General features: G+C 62.6%; 9 protein-coding genes. 6 read left to right on the forward strand and 3 right to left on the reverse strand.

What is annotated here, in order from left to right:
- Positions 1-278 precede the first annotated feature (278 nt).
- The gene (gene polA / locus BPNPMPFG_RS16210; RefSeq protein ID WP_258596781.1) at positions 279-3,236 is read left to right on the forward strand and encodes a DNA polymerase I; all 2,958 of its coding nucleotides are present in this window, start codon (positions 279-281) and stop codon (positions 3,234-3,236) included.
- 50 nt (positions 3,237-3,286) lie between these two features.
- On the opposite strand, the gene BPNPMPFG_RS16215 is transcribed toward polA, so the two are convergent.
- Entirely contained in the window at positions 3,287-3,691 is a 405-nt protein-coding gene (locus tag BPNPMPFG_RS16215; protein WP_258596505.1) for a Fur family transcriptional regulator, read from the reverse strand.
- A 260-nt stretch (positions 3,692-3,951) separates the two neighbouring features.
- Between BPNPMPFG_RS16215 and BPNPMPFG_RS16220 the strand changes: the two genes are divergently transcribed.
- The 5 genes from BPNPMPFG_RS16220 to amrB all read left to right on the forward strand — a co-directional run bounded on the left by BPNPMPFG_RS16220 (position 3,952) and on the right by amrB (position 12,220).
- The gene (locus tag BPNPMPFG_RS16220; RefSeq protein ID WP_258596506.1) at positions 3,952-6,135 is read left to right on the forward strand and encodes a caspase family protein; all 2,184 of its coding nucleotides are present in this window, start codon (positions 3,952-3,954) and stop codon (positions 6,133-6,135) included.
- 97 nt (positions 6,136-6,232) lie between these two features.
- On the forward strand, positions 6,233-6,613 hold the full coding sequence (locus tag BPNPMPFG_RS16225; RefSeq protein WP_258596507.1) for a hypothetical protein: 381 nt from the start codon (positions 6,233-6,235) through the stop codon (positions 6,611-6,613).
- The gene (locus BPNPMPFG_RS16230) at positions 6,610-7,305 is read left to right on the forward strand and encodes a DUF4760 domain-containing protein (protein ID WP_258596508.1); all 696 of its coding nucleotides are present in this window, start codon (positions 6,610-6,612) and stop codon (positions 7,303-7,305) included. The genes BPNPMPFG_RS16225 and BPNPMPFG_RS16230 overlap by 4 nt, the downstream gene beginning before the upstream one ends.
- Positions 7,306-7,322: 17 nt before the next feature.
- Positions 7,323-10,340: a caspase family protein gene (locus BPNPMPFG_RS16235; RefSeq protein ID WP_258596509.1), complete on the forward strand. Its 3,018-nt coding sequence runs from the start codon at positions 7,323-7,325 to the stop codon at positions 10,338-10,340.
- A 155-nt stretch (positions 10,341-10,495) separates the two neighbouring features.
- Complete coding sequence (gene amrB, locus BPNPMPFG_RS16240; RefSeq protein ID WP_258596510.1) at positions 10,496-12,220, forward strand: AmmeMemoRadiSam system protein B; 1,725 nt, start codon at positions 10,496-10,498, stop codon at positions 12,218-12,220.
- 182 nt (positions 12,221-12,402) lie between these two features.
- Here the strand turns inward: amrB and BPNPMPFG_RS16245 are convergent, their stop codons facing one another.
- Together BPNPMPFG_RS16245 and BPNPMPFG_RS16250 are read right to left on the reverse strand one after the other, a co-directional pair.
- The gene (locus BPNPMPFG_RS16245; RefSeq protein ID WP_258596511.1) at positions 12,403-14,205 is read right to left on the reverse strand and encodes an MORN repeat-containing protein; all 1,803 of its coding nucleotides are present in this window, start codon (positions 14,203-14,205) and stop codon (positions 12,403-12,405) included.
- Positions 14,206-14,382: 177 nt separating this feature from the next.
- Positions 14,383-15,477, reverse strand: coding sequence for a trypsin-like serine peptidase (locus tag BPNPMPFG_RS16250; protein WP_258596512.1), 1,095 nt, complete (start codon positions 15,475-15,477; stop codon positions 14,383-14,385).
- Between the last annotated feature and the right edge of the window lie 97 nt (positions 15,478-15,574).

Here is a 15,574-nt window from a genome sequence, read left to right on the forward strand (position 1 = left end):
GATGCGGCAGCCCGGAGAGGGGGGATAGGCTGCCGCAGGTGTCCGGGATAGGCGGGGGACGGGCCTTGCTCCGGACTCGGCGAAAACTGCCGATGGCCTTTATCTGTGTCTTTGAACGTGGCGATTCAAGGGCACGAAAATTACACTTTTGTAACATGGGCGTGAGCAGGCCGGCCTGTCCCCAGTCTGTCAGGGTGTTGCCGGAACCAGTGGTCAACACCGCCTTTGGGCAGCCTTTGGCATGGACCAAGCCGTCGCGCCGCGCTATCCCTGCCGACATGAAAAAAGGCGATCATCTCTTCCTTGTCGACGGCTCCGGCTACATCTTCCGTGCCTATCACGCGCTGCCACCGCTGACCCGCAAGTCCGACGGCCTGCCGGTCGGCGCCGTTTCCGGCTTCTGCAACATGCTGTGGAAGCTGATGCTGGATGCCCGCAATACCGATGTAGGCATTGTGCCGACGCATTTCGCCGTCATTTTTGACTATTCGTCGAAAACCTTCCGCAACGATCTCTATCCCGAATACAAGGCCAACCGCTCGGCGCCGCCGGAAGACCTGATCCCGCAATTCGGCCTGATCCGCCAAGCGACCAGGGCGTTCAACCTGCCTTGCGTCGAGATCGAGGGTTATGAGGCCGACGATCTCATCGCCACCTATGCGAGGCTCGCCCGCGAAGCGGGTGGCGACACCACGGTCATCTCCTCCGACAAGGACCTGATGCAGTTGGTCGGCGCCACGGTCGGCATGTACGACCCGATGAAGGACCGCCAGATCGGCATCCCCGAGGTCATCGAGAAATGGGGCGTGCCGCCGGAAAAGATGGTCGACTTGCAGGCGCTGACCGGCGATTCCGTCGACAACGTGCCCGGCGTGCCCGGCATCGGGCCGAAGACGGCGGCGCAGCTGCTCGAACAGTTCGGCGACCTCGACACGCTGCTGGCCCGCGCCGGAGAGATCAAGCAGGACAAAAGACGTGAATCGATTATCGCCAACGCCGACAAGGCACGCATTTCGCGCCAGTTGGTGACGCTGAAGGACGACGTGCCGGTGGCCGAAGGACTGGACGACTTCGTCCTGCACGCGCCGGACGGGCCGAAGCTGATCGGCTTCCTCAAGACCATGGAGTTCACCTCGCTGACCCGGCGCGTCGCGGAAGCGACGGGAACCGAGGCCGGTGACGTCCAGGCTGTGGCGGTGACGGTCGAGCGCGCCGATCATGCGCATGGGCCTGATGTCGGCGCCGGCGCTGCTGTCGAGGCGCGATCCGCAAGGGCCGGCGAAAACGGCGCGGCAAGCCAGGCACCGGCCGCGGAGAAGCCCAGCAGCGGCGATACGCCGTCCCTGCTCGCGGCGTTGCGGCTGGAGAGCGCGGCCACCCGCAAGATCGATACGTCAACCTATCACTGCATCCGCGATGTCGCGACTTTGAAAGCCTGGGTCGCGGAGGCAAAGGAGACCGGCCTTGTCGCTTTCGACGTCAGGGCGACGTCGGCCGATCCGATGCAGGCCGAATTGATCGGCATGTCCATCGCTACGGCGCCCGGACGCGCCGCCTACATTCCTTTTGCCCACAAGAGCGGCAACGGTGATCTGCTCGGCGGCGGCATGCTCGAAAACCAGATCGAGCTTCGCGAGGCGCTGGCGATGCTCAAACCGCTGCTTGAGGACAAGTCGGTTCTCAAGATCGCGCAGAACCTGAAATACGATCTCGTCATCATGAGCCGTTACGGCATCGATGTCGCGCCGTTCGACGACACCATGCTGATCTCCTATGTGCTCGATGCTGGCACCCCCCATGGTCACGGCATGGACGCGCTCGCCGAAAAATGGCTTGGCCACACCCCACTCCAGCTCAAGGACGTGACCGGTTCCGGCAAAAGCTCTGTCGGTTTCGATCAGGTCGACATCGACAAGGCGACCGCTCACGCCGCCGAAGACGCCGATGTGGCACTGCGGCTGTGGCTGGTGCTGAAGCCGAGACTTGCCGCCAAGGGCCTGGTTTCGGTCTATGAACGGCTAGAGCGGCCGCTGGTGCCAGTGCTGGCGCGCATGGAACAGCGCGGCATCTCGGTCGACCGGCAGATCCTGTCGCGGCTCTCGGGCGAACTGGCGCAGGGCGCCGCGCGCCTGGAAGAGGAAATCTACCTGCTCATCGGCGAGCGCATCAACATCGGCTCGCCCAAGCAGCTTGGCGACATATTGTTTGGCCGCATGGGGCTGCCCGGAGGATCGAAGACCAAGACCGGCCAGTGGTCGACCTCGGCCCAGCTTCTCGAGGATCTCGCCGCCGAAGGCCATGAACTGCCGCGCAAGATCGTCGACTGGCGCCAGCTGACCAAGCTGAAATCGACCTATACCGATGCGCTGCCCGGCTTCATCCATCTCGATACCAGGCGCGTCCACACCTCCTACGCGCTGGCGGCGACAACCACGGGCCGGCTATCGTCCTCCGATCCGAACCTGCAGAACATTCCGGTGCGCACCGCCGAAGGCCGCAAGATCAGGACCGCCTTCATCGCCGACAAGGGCAACCGGCTGGTGTCGGCCGACTACAGCCAGATCGAGTTGCGGGTGCTCGCCCATGTCGCCGAAATCCCGCAACTGCGGCAGGCCTTTGCCGACGGCGCCGACATCCATGCCATCACCGCCTCGGAAATGTTCAACGTGCCCGTGGAAGGCATGCCTTCGGAAGTCCGCCGCCGCGCCAAGGCGATCAATTTCGGCATCATCTACGGCATTTCCGCCTTCGGCCTCGCCAACCAGCTGTCGATCCCGCGCGAGGAAGCGAGCAATTACATCAAGAAATACTTCGAGCGCTTCCCCGGCATCCGCGACTATATCGAAGAGACCAAGGCCTATGCCCGCGAGCACGGCTTCGTCGAAACGATCTTCGGCCGCCGCATCCACTATCCGGATATCCGCTCGTCGAACCCGTCGCTCCGCGCCTTCAACGAGCGCGCCTCGATCAATGCCCGCCTGCAAGGCACCGCCGCCGACATCATCCGCCGCGCCATGGTGCGCATGGACGAGGCGCTGGAAAAGGCGAAGCTTTCGGCCCGCATGCTGCTGCAGGTACACGATGAACTGGTCTTCGAGACGGTGGAAGCTGAAGTGGACGCGACGATCCCGGTCGTGCGCCATGTCATGGAAAACGCGGCGATGCCGGCTGTATCGATGTCGGTGCCGCTGCATGTCGACGTCCGCGCCGCCAACAACTGGGACGAGGCGCACTAGCCTTGGTTCGTCATCCTCGGGCTTGACCCTAGGATGACGACGGGAGGCCTTCAGGCGGCCTGCGCCAGGCACTTCGCACACGTCCCGCGAAACTCGATCACCGCTTTCTTGGCGGCGAAGCCTGTCGAGCGCACCCATTCGTCCAGCCGGTGGTCGACATCGTGATCGGACATTTCGGTCACTTGCCCGCATGTGTCGCAGATGGCGAAAGCGGTCATCGAATGGCTGTGGTCGTGCGGCTCGGCGCAGGCGACGAAGGAATTGATGCTTTCCAGCCGGTGCACGAAGCCGGATTTCACCAGCGTGTCGAGCGCGCGATAGACCTGTAACGGCGCGCGAAAACCTCGCTCGCGCAGTTGGTCGAGCAAGGTGTAGGCGCTGAGCGGCCCGCTGGCGGTCTCGAGTTTCTCGAGCACGCACAGCTGGTTCTTCGTCAGCACATCCCTTGCCGCCATGGTCCTGATCCAACTCATCTTGCGTCGATTGCGCATCGTTTCCGAGCGCAAACGATCCCTGTCCCATCCAGATAGCGACGAACAGGGATTTTTGCTACTGTTTCCAACATCTCTGCCCGCAAGGCTGGCGAGGACCGCCTATCGTCGGACCGGAGCGGGCAACAGGCGGGTTGCTCGCCAATGCAACATTCAAAATACGGACAAAATCTTCGGCAAGAGTTGCCGTGCTTGGAAATTCGATCGGGCTTGGGGAAGCGATCATGATCAAATTGACACGGCGGACGTTGCTTGTCGGCACGTCCGCGCTGACGATGGCCGGCATGGTGTCGTTCCGGACCATGGCCGCCTCGCGCACCTACCATGCGCTGCTGGTCGCCTGCACCGAATATCCGAACCTGCCGCAGAGAAACTGGCTGGTCGGACCGAAGAACGATGCCGGCCTTGTGCGCGACTATCTTCTGAAAAACGTACCCGAACCGGTGAAATTCACACCCGAAAACGTCAGGCTTCTCGCAGACGGGATAGAGGGCGCGGCGGGGTCACCAACCCTTGGGGCGATCAAGGCTGCACTCGCCGATCTCGCCGCCAAGGTGCAGCGCGACGATTTCGTCTATTTGCATTTCTCCGGCCATGGAGCGCAGCAACCGGAGAGCGTACTTGGCCACAAGCTGGACGGTCTCGACGAGATCTTCTTGCCCAACGACATCAACAAATGGATCGATCGCGACAAGGGTGTGCCGAACGCATTGGTCGACTACGACATCGGCGCCGCACTCGACGCGATCCGCGACAAGGGAGCTTTCGTCTGGGCGGTCTTCGACTGCTGCCACTCCGCAACGATAACACGCGCCGTCGAGGTTAACGACGAAATGGAACGCAAGGTCGATGCGGCTGACCTTGGCATTCCGGAAGCCGAGATGGTGGCGGCCGAAGCCGGCTCGCGTAGCATCGACGAGGATGGCCGGCGCATTCCTCCGTTCAAACTGACCGGGTCGACGGCCGCCGAGCCGATCAGCAAGGGCAAGCTGGTCGCCTTCTATGCGGCACAGACCATCGAAACGACCCCGGAGATGCCACTTCCGAAGGGCAACCCCGATGCCGTCCGTTTCGGACTGTTCACCTTCACCATCTTTTCCAAGCTCGCCGAGAACCCCAACGCCACCTACCGCCAGCTTGGCCAGGCCGTGTTGCAGCAATATTCGGCGGACGGGCGCACGCGGCCGACGCCGCTGTTCGAGGGCGAACTTGACGCGCGAGTGTTCGGCACGGACAAAACCGACACGGCCATGGCGTGGCCGATCATTGTCAAGGACAACGACGCCACAATCGGCGCCGGGATGCTGCACCGCCTTTCGCCTGGAACCAAGCTTGCCGTGCTGCCATCGCCACTGTCGGAGCTGTCTGCGGCCCTGGGCTATGTCGAAGTGCAGTCGGCCGGGAATCTGGAGAGTCGGGTGCGGCCCGTCGAGTATGGCGGCAAGCCGGCGCTGAAGATTGCTGACATTCCGGCCAATGCCTATGCGCGGATTGCCGAACTTGCCGTCGACTTCAAGCTCGCGGTGGCACGCCCCGCCGCAACCGGCGGGCTAGATGCGGAAGTGGCGCTGGCCAACTCGGTACTCGACGAATTGATCGCCAGCAAGGACAGGCGGTTCAACATTGGTCTTGTGGAGCCTGGGCAGAGCGCTGACATGCGCCTCGCCGTGCTGCGCGAGAACGCGATTGCCGGCGCTGCCGCCGACGCCAGCGATCAGCCGGCGCTGTGGTTCCTACCGGCTTCGGGTGATGTTTCGCTCAAGGATGGCAGCCGGCCGCCGCTGGTCATCATCCACCTGGACAATCGCGCCAAGCTTGCGGATGCGACGGCGAACAATCTGACGACGATCTTCCGCGCAACCAGCCTTTCCAGGCTTGCCGCCGCTTCGGACTACCAGCCGCCAGGGGTGAGTGTCGAGTTCACGATCAAACGCAAGAACAATGATGCCATGGAACCGTTGCAGGCGTCAGCGGTACCGCGCGTGCTCCCAGGCGACGAAGTGCATGTGCTGGCCAAGAACCAGTCGACCGAGATCGTCGACATCAACGTGCTCTACGTCGGCAGCGACTATTCGATCACGCCGATCGTCGCCGAGCGGATGGTTCCCGGCGCGAAGCTGGAGGAAGGCCTGCTCGCCTTCACTGATACCAGCTTCGGCATGGAACGGATGATCGCGGTGCTCACCGAGGCACCGCCGCAAAGCGAGATGGAGGATTTGAGCTTCCTTGGCCAAGGCGGCGTGCCGCAGCGCACGCGCAACGCCGGCGACGGCCAGCCTGGCTTCTCCGACATGCTGCGTGACGTCGGGCTCGCCCCGTCGACCCGCTCAGCCATGAAGCTCGGCGACAAGGGCGGATCGAGAGGCGCGGTCATGATCTTCCCCATGGAGACCGTGCCGCGCAGTTGAGCATTCGTTGTCGGCCCTTGCGCGATCGGCGCGATATGAGAACATTTCCGGCCGCAGCCATGGCGTATGACGGCCGGATGAGCAGATAGGATCGATCTTGAAGAACACAGTTTTTTCCTGGCGCGGAACGGTTGTCGGCCTTGCTGGCGGCCTGTTGCTGATCGCCAATGCTTCGGCGGACGAGGCCTGCGGCCTGTGTGTCAGGCAGATCGTCACCAACTCGGAACTGGCGACCTGTTTTCTCGATCAGTACGACCAGATCGCCAAAAGCGGCAGCGGCGCGGTCGTCGTCGACCTCAGCAACTGCGCCTCGCGCGGCGTGGTCGAAGCGTTGCCGTCACCGAACAAGGGGGCGGCGGAGCCCGACGTGCAGTTCATGATTTCGCGCTTGCAGCTGGAATGCCTGAAAAGGAAGCTGGAGGTGCCAGGCATCGTGCTTGATCCCTCCGCCACCATCGAACTGGACAGCTGCGGATGAAGAAGCCGGCGGGCAACACCAGGCAAACAGCAGCTGTCGCGCCCGCCAAGGCGCCAGCCGCGAAACCGGCGCTGCCGGAAACCACCGAAGGCTTTCCGTGGCCGAGCAGCCACGAGATCAAGAAGGAATCGAACCCCTTCACCGACCGTGACTGGCGCATGCTGGTCTATGCCTGGTCAGGCATGGCGGTACGTTTCGCCATCATCTTCACCTTGATGTTCTCGGTCTACCAGTTCCTGGCCAACCAGGAGCAGAAGCGTGTCGAGCAGACGATGTCGCTGGTCGAACTCTGGCAAAACAAGGACTACCAGCAGGCGCAGCGCGCGCTGAAGGATCGCCTGACGGCGCTCAACGCCAAATACGACAATCTGCTCAGTGCCAACCCGTCGCCGACCGAGGAACAAGTCTTCCGGCAACGCATCGGCATCGAGGCGATGACCGCCACTGGCGGCGACATGCCACTCGCCGATTTCAGCGAGAACTTCGACCGCATCGTCTATTTCCTCAACCGCCTGTCCTTCTGCGTCGAGGGCGATCTGTGTTCGCGCAAAGTTACGGATGCCTATTTCCGCGATTATGCCGTCTCGTTCTGGAGTTATTTTTCCGGCTATGTCGACAAGCAGCGCAAGGCGGGTTCACCCACTTTCGCCTCGGCGATCGAGACCTATGTGCGCCAGGCCGAAGCCAAATAGCGATGGGAAAATTCGCCATGAGCATCCGCCTCATGCGCGCCTGCCGCTGGCTGGCAATGGCCGGTGTGCTTGTCGTCTCATCGGCTGCTCGCGCCGAACAGGCGCCTGACTTCCATCTCGATCTCGACACCGGCGGCCACAGTGCGCAGGTCACCGACCTCGCCTTCACGCCCGATGGCGAGGACCTCGTCTCGGCATCTGATGACAAGACCATCCGCATCTGGGACTGGCAGAGCGGGGTGACGCTGCGCACCATTCGCGGCTATCTCGGCAATGGCAGCGACGGCAAGATCTTCGCGGTCGCGGTCTCGCCGGATGGCAAGACGATCGCCGCCGGCGGCTATTTCGGCGCCAGTCTCGGCGACAAGCCACCCTATGGCGATATCAGGCTGTTCGACTTCGCCACCGGCAAGATGAAGGCGGTGCTCAAGGCCGCCGACTACGCGACCTACGACCTCGCCTTCTCTCCCGATGGAAAAACCCTGGCTGCCGGCGGCGCTGACGGCGTCGTCTATCTCTGGCGGCTGGACGACAAATCCGCGACCGGCTGGACGCTGGACAAGAAGCTCGACGCCGATTCCTGGCACATCGAAAAGCTCGCCTTCGCTGCCGCCGGAACCCGCCTGGCCGCGACCACCACCGACAACGGCATCCGGCTCTGGGATGTCGTGAAGGGCGAGGAGATCGCATTGCCGGCCGAAGCGGAGCCGCTGAAGGACATCAGCGTCATGGCGCTGGCCGTGTCGCAAGATGGCAGCCTGTTTGCCACAGGCAGCAAGGACGGGCTGGTGCAGCTCTGGCACGCGGCCGACGGCACGCTGGCGCGCGCCATGCCAAAGCAGGATTTTCTCATCGGCTCACTGACCTTCGCCAAAGGTACACGGCTGGTCGCCTCCTGTGGCTATCGCTGCGCCGACAAGCATCGTTCCCTTGTCTGGAACACCGACAGCGGCGAAAAGACGCTCGACTATACCGGCCATGACGGCACGGTCTATGCCAGCACCACCAATGCAAACGGCTCGCTGGTGGCGACGGCCGGCGGCACCCGCAACGCCATCCAGGTATGGGACCCCGTGACCGGCGAGCGCAAGGCGCTGCTGCAGGGTGTGGGAGAACCGGTGACCGCCGTCGGCATCGATGTGGCGAACGGCGTCATCGCCTGGGGCAACGCCAACCCATGTCCCGAGCGCGTCTCCTGTCCCGAACAACAGGGCGCGCTGACCAACAGGCTGGTGCTGCCAACCGCCGATCGCTTCTTCGACGACCCACAGCCGCTTGCGGAACCCGGCTCATTTGCCCGCGCCGCCCTGGTCGACGGCCAGTGGACGCTGCACGCCGCGGCCGGCGGCAAGGATGCGCTGGAAAACGCCGTGCTGGAGATCGCCAATAGCGGCAAAATAGTGCGCAGCATCGATAACGATGCCACCAACGGCTTTGTCCACTCCGCCTACACGCTGATCGACAATGGCCTTGGCCTGATCACCGGCGGCAACGACGGCACGCTGATCGAATACCGGACGGCGACCGCGAAAGTGTCGGGCGAGTTCACCGGCCACACCGGCGAGATCAACGCCATGGTTGCCTCGGAGAAGGCCGGTCTTCTGGTCACCGGCAGCGCCGACCAGACGCTCAGATTGTGGAACCTGAAAACGCACGAGCTGATCGTGTCGATGTTCTTTGCCGGCTCGCAATGGATCGCCTGGATGCCGCAGGGCTACTACTACTCCTCCGATGAGGGCGACAAGCTGATCGGCTGGCAGGTCAACCAAGGCCGCGACCATGAGGGCCGCTTCATCCGCGCCGGCCAGTTGAAGAAATATCTCTGGAGTCCGGAAATGGTGCGCCGGGCGATCATCCTGCGCAGCGCCAAACAGGCGGTCAAGGAAATGCGGCCGGGCGTCGACAACGAACTGCAGAAGCTGCTGCAGCGCAAGCCTCCGGAATTCGACATCCGCCTGGCCGCCGACCAGAGCAAGGTCCGCGACGGCTATGTCGCGGTCGAGATATCAGGCGCCAAGGAAGCCGGGACCGATGTCGCCGGCTTCTCGATCCTGTCGAACAGCCGCAATGTCGGCGACATCACCGCCCGCTCGGTGGACGGCAACAACACCGTCGTCGAGATACCGGTGGAAAATGGTGAAAACACCATCCGCATCACCGGCACCAACGAATTCGGCTATCTGACCGAACGCAGCGTAACGGCGCTGGCTAGAAAGATCGAGAAGGCCGAGGCCAAGGGCAAGCTCTATGTCGCGGTCATCGGCGTCGACAAATATCCGTTCTTGACCGACGCCTGTTCTGGCCATGCCTGCGACCTGCGCTACCCCGTCGACGACGCCACCGAGTTCCTCAAGGTGATTGCGCAGAAATCGGCGCCGCTGTTCTCGTCGATGGAGACGCTGGTTCTGGTCAACCGCGAAGCGCTCGACGAGAGCCCCGACAAAGCCCAGCAAACCTACACGGTCGCCAGCGCCGACACCATCAAGGAGCCTGACTCGCATACGATCGACGACCAGCTCGCCGATTTCCTCGACAAACCCGGTGAGCACGACACCACGATCATCTTCGTCGCCGGCCACGGCATCAACATCGACGAGGAGTATTATTTCATCCCGACCGACGGCCGCAAACAGGATGCGGAGCGCTGGAAGCGCTCCTCGCTTGTCGACTGGTCGGACATCCAGAAGTCGGTCGAGAGAGCCAAGGGCATGCGCTTCATGCTGCTCGACACGTGCCATGCCGCCAACGCCTTCAACCCGCGCCTGGAGAAGGACGCGCAGGATGCGCGCATCGTCGTCTTTTCTGCCACCGCCGCCAACAACACCGCCGCCGAACTGCCCGAACTCGGCCACGGCGTCTTCACCTATTCGATCCTCGAAGGCCTGCGCGGCAAGGCCAGGACATCCGATGGCGGCGTCACGCTGTTCGGCCTTGCCGACTACATTTCGCACGAAGTGGTGCGGCTGACGTCGTCGAAGCAAAAGCCGTTCTATTATGTCGGCGGCGTGGAGAACATCGTGCTCGCCGAGCCATGAGGAGGCGAGGTTTGCGCCAAGACACCCCCCTCTGTCCTGCCGGACATCTCCCCCTCAACGGGGGAGATTGGCTGTCATTGGTGGTTTCGCCATTCTGCAACGCTGCAAAAGTGGCCCCAGGGCCGACGCTGCCAATCTCCCCCCTTGAGGGGGAGATGTCCGGCAGGACAGAGGTGGGTGTCTTGGCGCAGACCAGCATTCTGCTGATCCTGACAGTCTTTCTCCTCACCCTCCTCCTTCCCCTTCACGCCATCGCCGCGCCCATCACTTGCCCGCCAGGCACCGAGAACTTTCCGCCCTTCTACGACGATGCCGCGCTGTTCAAGGATGCCATCGCCAGCGTCGCCAATGTCGAGCCTTCCAACCAGCGGCTGACCGGCATCACGGTGCCGCATCACCTTCTGGCCGCCGACCTGGTGGCGCTCGGTTTGCGGGCGGCTTCCGGCTTCCGCTACAAACGCATCGTCATCCTGTCGCCGGACCATTTCCACAGGGCGCACAAACTGTACGCCAGCACGCTGCGCGGCTTCGATACCGTGCTTGGCCCGGTCGCCGCCGACGCGCAAGCGGTGCGCCAGCTCGAAACGAACAGCGACATGGTCGAGGAGTCCTGCCTGTTCGACAAGGAGCATGGCGTACGCGCCATGCTGCCGTTCCTGCACCATTATTTCCCCGAGGCGAAAATCGTGCCCGTGGCAATGTCGGTCAAGGCGCGCCGTGGCGACTGGGACAGGCTGGCCGAGGCGCTCAAGCCGATCGTCGACCAGGACACGCTGATTGTCGAATCCACCGACTTCTCGCACTATCTGCCGCAGCATGACGCGCGGCGTTTCGACCAGCAGACGCTCAACATGCTGGCCGCCGGGTCGCTCGACGGCATAGCAGCACTTCGCCAGCCCGACCATGCCGATTCCATTGGCGCGCTCTACATACAGACCAGGCTGCAGCGCGAATTGTTCGGTGCCCAGCCGCTGGTCGTCGCCAACGAGAACTCGCAGGAACACACATCGGACTATGTCGAGCGAACCACCAGCTATGTGGTGGCGCTCTTCGGCGCTTTCGGCCCCGGCTTCAACAACCCGGCACGGCCAAAGGACAGGATCTATTACCTCGCCGGCGACGTAAATTTCGGCCGCGCGATGAAGAAGATCCTGGTCCGTGACGGTGTAGCCGACCGGATCGTCGACAGCATCCTTTCGCTGACCGGATCCCGACCGCTGATCGTCAATCTCGAAGGCGTCATCCTGCCCAACGTACCGGAAGCGATCGACGACATGACGCTGGCGATGCCGCAAGGCCTGGCTGTCGACATGCTGAAAAGGCTGCATGTCGCCGGCGTCGGCCTCGCCAACAACCACGCCTATGATCTCGGCCCGTCCGGCTATGCCGAGACGCTGCGCGCCCTGGACGAAGCCGGCATTGCCCATTTCGGCCAGGTCGAGACGCTGGCGCTTGCCGATCTCGACCTTGTCGGCCTGACCGACATCGACACCAACGGCTCGAAGAACACCGATCTGCTCACCCCTGCCCTCCTCGACCGGTTGCTGCACGAGAATGCAAGACGGCCGGTGGTCGCCTTCGTCCACTGGGGCCGCGAATACAGGACCGAACCATCGGCACGCGAGGACGCTCTTGCCGACCAGATGCGGCTGCGCGGCGTGTCGGCCATCGTCGGTGGCCATCCGCATGTATCGAGCGAAGCGATTGTCCCGCTTGCCGGAGGCGATGTGGCGGAGGTCTATTCGCTTGGCAATTTCCTCTTCGACCAGAGCGCCGAGCGGTCGTCGGGATCGATGCTGGAATTGCGCGTCTTCGCCCAAGGGACGATCTTCACCAGGCTTTTGCCGCTGCCCAACTATTTCGAGATGGGCCGGAAATAGGCCTGCCGGACCGGGGTGTGTTGAGATTCAGGTCAGGCCGAGTCGGAGTCGAAGACGGGCGCGAAGCGACCAAACAAGGTGGGTTCCGAGAACCGGAGCGGAGCGTACTTTTGGGTACTTGAGCACCGGAAGCACAGGAAGCTGCCGTTTGCAGGCCGGCATCACCTGAATATCAGCATACCCTAGCCGCAGCCCACCATATTGCGTGGCAAATAGCAGGCCGCGGGCTCGGTCTTGGTCTCGAACAGCGACTGCTTCGGCCGGAAATAGAAGAAGGTCACCGGCTTGCTCTCTCGCACGCTGCCATCGGCAAAATGCGCGGCGATGCTGAAACTGTGGATCGATGACATCGACGACCACATCTTCAGCCGCGCCGTGTAGGCGCTAAGGTTCTTGTTGCCGCGCACCGGCATGGCGATGGTGTAGTCATGCTTGCCGATCGGGAACTCGATGTTCTGGTAGCGCATCGCTTCCGGCGTGCCGCCGCCGCCATCGCCGCATTCGGCCATGGATTCCGGGGTCTCGAAAACCGCCATGGTGATCGAGGTGCGGAATGGCTCGCTCTGCTGGTAGACATGACCTGCGTCATCCGCCCAGGAATAGTCGAACTTGCCGATCGCATGCAGCGTCATCGCCTGTTGCATAATGCCGAGATAGTCGGCGACCTCGCCGAACTTGATCTTGTTGGTCAGCTGGCTGCGGCAGACATTGAGACTATCCACGGAGGGACAGGGAAACCGCCCCGTCTCCAGGCTCGCCGTGTCGACGCCGGCTTCGGTGAGCACGCTCTTGATCGACACGTCGACGCCCTCGCCGAAACTGCCAATGTCCTTGCTGTACATGCGGCTGGGCTCGCCGGTCGGATTGCCGTCATCGTCCACGGTTGTGAACTGGATCGACATCTTCATGTCCTTGGCATCGCCCCAGCCATTGTTGATGATCGAGAAATCCGGCCGGAAGCCGACACAGCCGAAATGCTCCGATATCGACAGCATCGGCTTGCGGTAGGCATCGCTCGACGCGACCTTCATCTCCAGGCTGTCGAGCTTGACCCTCGACTGGTCGGTGGTCTTGAGATCGACCTCGGCGAAGGCCGGGGTGTCCTCCCAGTCCTTGCTGCCATAGACATTGTTGGTGGTGATCTGCCCGGTGCCGTTCCAGGCATTATTGTCCTCATCCGCCTGCGGATAGATCGCAATATCCGCGTCGCGCACCAGATGCTGGTACTGCATGTCGGATTGCTGGGTCATGCGCTGGTCGACGACGACGCCGATCTCGACTTTGTCGGCATCGCCGCCGCCGGTCTGTGCCTTGAGCAGCCCGCCGACCCTGGCATCGGCCAGCACATCGGGGCGCGCGCCGCCGACCTCCTTGCCCATGACCCATTGCGAGTCGTAGTCGGTGCCCCCGGCCAGCCGGGTACGGCCCTTGCCGTTCTTCAACCCATCGACAAATGAGCCGGCAAAAATCTCCCCGGTCTTCGACAGCAATCGGCCTTCGCCATTCGGCACGCCGGCGACGAACTGCCCCTCATAGCGATTGCCGTCGGCATCGACATGGATGCCCTTTCCGTCGAATTCCCCGGCGAGCCAATGCCCGTCGAAAACCTCACCCGAGCGCAGCTCAAGCCGGCCTTGCCCGTCAGGCCGGCCATTCCTGACGTCACCGAAATAACTGGAATAGATGGTTTTCGGATCGTAGCTCGCCGAACCGCGCACCCGCCAGACCAGTCTGCCCTTGCCGTTGATGGTGCCGTCTTCGCCAATCGTCCGGTCGGGCGATTGGCCTGCCGCCGGTTCCCAGACGAAGTCGAGATTCCTTTCTGGATGAAAGTCCCACACACGGACCGTCCTGCGCAGCACCGAGCGCGTCTCCGCCCGGTAGAGGATCTGCACCCGCTCCGCCCAGGCGCCGGTGGGCGCGGCAGTCGGATCGGCGAAGGCCGGCGAAAACATCAAAGCGGCCAGCATCGATGCGGCCGCCATCCCTAGCACTGCCCTTGCCCGCGCCATCCCTGGAGCCCCTTTGGATGCCAACCCATGGCCCATTGAGCGTAATCGGCGAGCCGGCTTCGTGCAAGAGAAGCGACATGGGAGGCATCGGCATGAAAAAAGACGGCGGGATTGCCCGCCGTCCTTTGTCATCACGGGATTGCGCAGCGACTATTTGTACAGGCTGTTGATCCACTGGATGTTGGCGGCGTTCAGGCGCACGGCGGTGTTCGCGGTGGGGCTTTCCGCCACGTTGACGCCGGTGATGATGCGCTGCTTGGAGTTGTTGTCGTAGGCGTAGACCGCGCTGCCGCTCGACCCAGGGAACGTAGCGCAGTCATACTGGAAATATTCCGGGGCGATGTTTTCGGCATGCACTTCGCAGCTCGCCTTCCACATCGTGCCCATCGGCTTGTCGCCGGGATAGCCGACGAGGTTGGCGGTGAAATCGCCGAGATCGTCATAATTGGCGTAGCCCAGCCAGCCGAGGTTGGTGCCGACATCCTGCTTCAGCGTGATGATGCCGAGATCCCACGGGATGACCGAACCATAATAGCCCTGATAGTTGTCGATGAAGCCTTGCAGCACATAGGCGCTTTCATAGGTGAAGGCACCGAACGGCGCGTCATCGGCGGTGCTGCCGTTGAGGCCAGGCACGAACAGATACTCGGAGAGCCAGTCCTTGTCCTCATGGCTGTAGAGGCAGTGCGCGGCGGTGAGCACCGTGCGCGGGCCGATCAGCGTTGCCGAGCAACTGCCATAGCCGCCCGTCTTCGTCGATTTGGCCTCGAGATAGCCGATTGCCGAGAACGGATAGGTCTTGGTGTTCTTGATCTGCTCACGATCGTCGGTGCCGAAAATCTGGCGGCCGGCTTCGCCTTCGCCAAGCCCGGGATCCTCGGTCTTCCGCGGCGCCGCGTCTTTTCCATTGGCCGGCGCATTGAGTTCCTTGATGATAAGGTCCCGCAGCGCTTCGCTTGGCTCGATCTTGATCTCCTTGCCATCGGCGGAACGTCCGACGATGCCATAGGATTTGACAGCCGTTGCCTCGTCGGCAAGCGGCGCGGCGCGGCTGTCTTCGTCGGTCAGCTTCGGCGGCGCGATTGGTTTTGCCCGCCCGGGCTTGTAGTCGCCTGAAGTCACGTCCCGCATGCTCTCGCCATTGCCGGCACTGGCGGAACCAGGATCGGCGGCGAAAACAGGGACCGTCCACATTGCAGTGGAAAGCAATGCAGACGAAATGATAGCGTTTGTCAGTTTTGTCATGGTGAGACTCTCCCAAAAGTCAGCAAGGACTGGATCAAAATACAGAAATATTGTCGAGATCGTGGTGACGCCGAAAAATGGTTTTGGTTTCCGGCAC

The sequence above is a fragment of the Mesorhizobium sp. AR07 genome, assembly GCF_024746815.1.
Lineage (GTDB): Bacteria > Pseudomonadota > Alphaproteobacteria > Rhizobiales > Rhizobiaceae > Mesorhizobium.